Here is a 2667-nt window from a genome sequence, read left to right as displayed (position 1 = left end):
CGACGCCCTGGCCGCCAAGGCCAACCTTCGGGTGCTGGTCGTGCCCCTGGGCCGTGACCTGAACAAGCTGGAACTGAAGCGCGTCGGCGGCGGCCTGCTGGCGGTCGTCGGAGGACGTGATCATCAGCACCGGCAGCGTGGCCGTGGCCGGGTTGGCGCGCACCTGGCGGGTCAGCTCGAAGCCATCGATGCCGGGCATCTCGACGTCGGTGATCAGCACGTGGGGGCGTTCGGCGGCGATCAGCTCCAGCGCCTGCTCGCCGCTCTCGGCCAGCGCGATGCGGTAGCTGCGCGTGGCGAGCAGCCGGCTGAGCTTGACGCGCACGATCTTGGAATCATCGGCCACCAGCACCAGGGTTTCATCGGCGCGCAGCTCGCGGGTCGCGGCGGCGGCGGATGCTGCGGCAGCCGCGGCGGCGGCCTTCAGGCGTTCCTGCGCCTTGGCCTTGGGCTGGCTCTTCTTGGTCTGGTTGGCGATCGCCGGCTTGGCGCAAAGCCCCTTGTCGGCGATCATGCGGGCCACGCGGTCGGTGGCCTGGGCGCCGACCGACAGCCAGTGCTTGATGCGTTCCTCGTTGAGGGTCAGGCGCTCCGGATGGTCGCGCTCGACCATCGGATTGTAGCTGCCGACGCGCTCGATGTAGCGGCCGTCGCGCGGGCTGCGGGAATCGGCGACCACGATGCGGTAGTAGGGGCGCTTCTTGGCGCCGCCGCGGGACAGTCGGATCTTCAGGGACATGGCATTTCCTTAAGTCTGCAAAGTGAAAACCGGAAACCTCGTTCAGCGGAAGGGGGGCATGAAGCCGGGCGGAGGCATCATGCCGCCGCCGGGGAGCATGCCGGGCGGCGGACCGCCGCCGAACAGGCCCTTCTTGCCCATCTTCCCCATCTTCTTCATCATTTCGGCCATCTGCAGGTGCTGCTTCAGCAGCTTGTTGACTTCCTGCACGCTGGTGCCCGATCCGGCCGCGATGCGCTTGCGCCGCGAGCCGTTGAGAATCTTCGGATTGCGCCGTTCCTTGACGGTCATCGACAAGATGATCGCTTCCTGACGGGCGATCATGCGGTCGTCCACCTTGGCGGCGGCCAGTTGCTGCTTGACCTTGCCCATGCCGGGCAGCATGCCGAGGATGCCGTCCAGGCTGCCCATGCGCTTGAGCTGGCGAAGCTGTTCGGCCATGTCCTCCAGGGTGAACTCGCCCTTCATGATCCGGGCGGCCATCTTCTCGGCCTGGTCGCGCTCGATGGTCTCGGCGGCCCGTTCCACCAGGCCCACCACGTCGCCCATGCCGAGGATGCGCCCGGCCACCCGGTCGGGCTGGAAGGATTCCAGGTCATCCAGCTTCTCGCCGATGCCCATCAGCTTGATGGGCCGGCCGGTGACGGCCCGCATGCTGAGCGCCGCGCCGCCGCGGGCATCGCCGTCGACACGGGTCAGCACGATGCCGGTGACGCCGACCTTTTCGTGGAATTCCTTGGCCAGGTTGACCGCGTCCTGGCCGGTCATGGCGTCCGCGACCAGCAGGGTTTCGGAAGGCTTGGCGATGTCGCGGACCTGGGCCACCTCGGCCATCAGCGCGGTGTCGATGTGCAGGCGGCCGGCGGTGTCCAGGATCACCACGTCGTAGCCTTCGCGGCGTCCCGTATCCATGGCGCGCCGGGCAATCGCCAGGGGCTGTTCGCCGAACACCACGGGCAGGGTGGCGATCTCGGTCTGCTGGCCCAGGATCGCCAGCTGCTGCTGCGCCGCCGGGCGGTAGACGTCCAGGGAAGCCAGCAGCACCTTCTTGCGCTCGCGCTTCTTCAGCTTGAGCGCCAGTTTGGCGCTGGTGGTCGTCTTGCCCGAACCCTGCAGACCGACCATCAAAATGGCGGACGGCGGGTTGTTGCCCAGGGCGATCTCGCTTTCGAAGGCCTCCAGGCCGCCGCCCAGCATCTCGACCAACTGATCGTGGACGATCTTGACCACCATCTGGCCGGGGGTGACGCTGCGCAGCACCTCCTGGCCGACGGCACGTTCGCGTGCCTTGGCGACGAAGTCCTTGACCACCGGCAGCGCCACGTCGGCTTCCAGCAGCGCGACGCGGATTTCCCGCATGGCGGCATCCACGTCGCCCTCGGAAAGGGCGCCGCGCCGTTTCAGCTTCTCGAAGACATCGCCCAGCTTGGTCGCGAGAACGTCGAACATGGCCCTGCGCAAAAATAAAAACACGCCAGTGCGCGACACTCGCGGACTGGCGGCGCCCCGTGGGGCGGCAAAAACCGGCTGCACTCTAGAAACCCCGGCCTAGGGAGTCAAGGGCAAGACGGAATGCAACCCTGAAATAGTATGACAATAGTGGGATGCTATTTTATTATTGGCGGCGCGCGGGAGGCATGATACACCCCAAGTCGAGGCTTTGAAATACCTGCAATCTCGACGTGCACGCGAAAAACCTTACAAGGTACTACCGGATGACCACCTCGATTCTCAGGGCCGCGTCAATGCGGCGCAAGCATTCCCTGGATATTGACGAAATCGGCCTGGAGTTGGGCGCCAAGGTCCGCCGCTTGCGCGGCGAGAAAGGCCTGTCCCGTGCCGCCCTGGCGGCCAACCTGGAAGCGACCGAAGAGCGGGTGCGCAAAGGCGAGGCCGGCCGTTCCGGTTCCTTCACGCCACACGAACTG

The 2667-nt window shown here is 66.3% G+C and carries 3 protein-coding genes; 1 reads left to right on the top strand and 2 read right to left on the bottom strand.

What is annotated here, in order from left to right; translation table 11 throughout:
* Positions 1-739, bottom strand: a 739-nt coding sequence (gene rpsP / locus H7841_18190; GenBank protein ID MEO5338788.1) for a 30S ribosomal protein S16, incomplete at its 3' end; no start/stop codon positions are given.
* 42 nt (positions 740-781) lie between these two features.
* Positions 782-2188: a signal recognition particle protein gene (ffh, locus tag H7841_18185; GenBank protein MEO5338787.1), complete on the bottom strand. Its 1407-nt coding sequence runs from the start codon at positions 2186-2188 to the stop codon at positions 782-784.
* A 266-nt stretch (positions 2189-2454) separates the two neighbouring features.
* Here ffh and H7841_18180 point away from each other — a divergent pair.
* The coding region (locus tag H7841_18180) for a helix-turn-helix domain-containing protein (protein ID MEO5338786.1) at positions 2455-2667 on the top strand (213 nt) is incomplete at its 3' end.

The sequence above is a fragment of the Magnetospirillum sp. WYHS-4 genome (assembly GCA_039908345.1).
Classification (GTDB): domain Bacteria; phylum Pseudomonadota; class Alphaproteobacteria; order Rhodospirillales; family GLO-3; genus JAMOBD01.
Note: the sequence above shows the minus strand (reverse complement) of the source record. Positions and strands in the feature narration are given on the sequence as shown.

What these genes read in the sequence shown, in the direction of transcription:
- ffh (MEO5338787.1), bottom strand. Translation starts at nt 2,188, where the DNA reads ATGTTCGACGTTCTCGCGACCAAGCTGGGCGATGTCTTCGAGAAGCTG.